General features: G+C 53.6%; 1 protein-coding gene. It reads left to right on the top strand.

Annotated elements, in window-relative coordinates; all coding sequences use genetic code 11:
* The coding region (locus KJB35_RS05075; RefSeq protein WP_285469419.1) for a tandem-95 repeat protein at window positions 1-862 on the top strand (862 nt) is incomplete at both ends.

Genomic DNA, 862 nt, shown 5'->3' with positions numbered 1-862 from the left:
TACCACGGTACAGACAGCTTTACCTACATCGTCACTTCCGGTGGGGTATCAGAGTCCACCACGGTGAACGTCGATGTCACACCAGTCAATGACGCGCCAGTGGCGACCAATGACAATGCCGTTACTGACGAAGACACGCCAGTGACGATTGATGTCCTGCCAAACGACACCGATATTGATGGTGATACGCTGTCTATCCAATCAGCGTCTGTACCTGAAGCACAAGGCACAGTCGAGATCGTTGACGGCAAGTTGGTGTTCACGCCAGCTGAGAACTTCAATGGCGACGCCGAAATTACTTACACCATCACCGATGGTGCACTGACTGACCAAGCGACGGTCAATGTCACCGTAAATGCCGTAAACGACGCGCCTGTGGTTGAAAGCAGCATTGCAGACCAAGCCTTGGCGGAAGACTTTACGCCATACAGCATCGATCTAAATACCGCTTTCAGCGATGTGGATAACGTGGATGGCGATCTGAGCTTCAGTGTCTCTGGCAACAGCAACATTCAAGTGGCGATCGTCAATGGGATTGCTACGTTCACTCCAACCGCAGACTGGAACGGCTCAGAAGCGTTGACGTTTACGGCTACCGATCCAAGCGGCGAAAGCGTTAGCCAAACGGTGAACTTTACGGTTGCGCCAGTGGCGGACATCGTGGCAGACAACGCGACGGTCGTGGAAGACACGCCAACCATCATCAAGGTCTTAGGTAACGACACGTTCGAAGGCGACGACAAAGTGGTGTCGCTGGATACCAATAACGGTCCAGCCAACGGCACGGTCTCGGTCAACCTGGACGGCAGCGTCACTTACACGCCAAACGACAACTACCACGGCACAGACAGCTTCACCTACA

Source organism: Vibrio sp. D431a (genome assembly GCF_030248655.1).
Lineage (GTDB): Bacteria > Pseudomonadota > Gammaproteobacteria > Enterobacterales > Vibrionaceae > Vibrio > Vibrio alginolyticus.
This window is presented reverse-complemented; position numbering and strand designations above follow the sequence as displayed.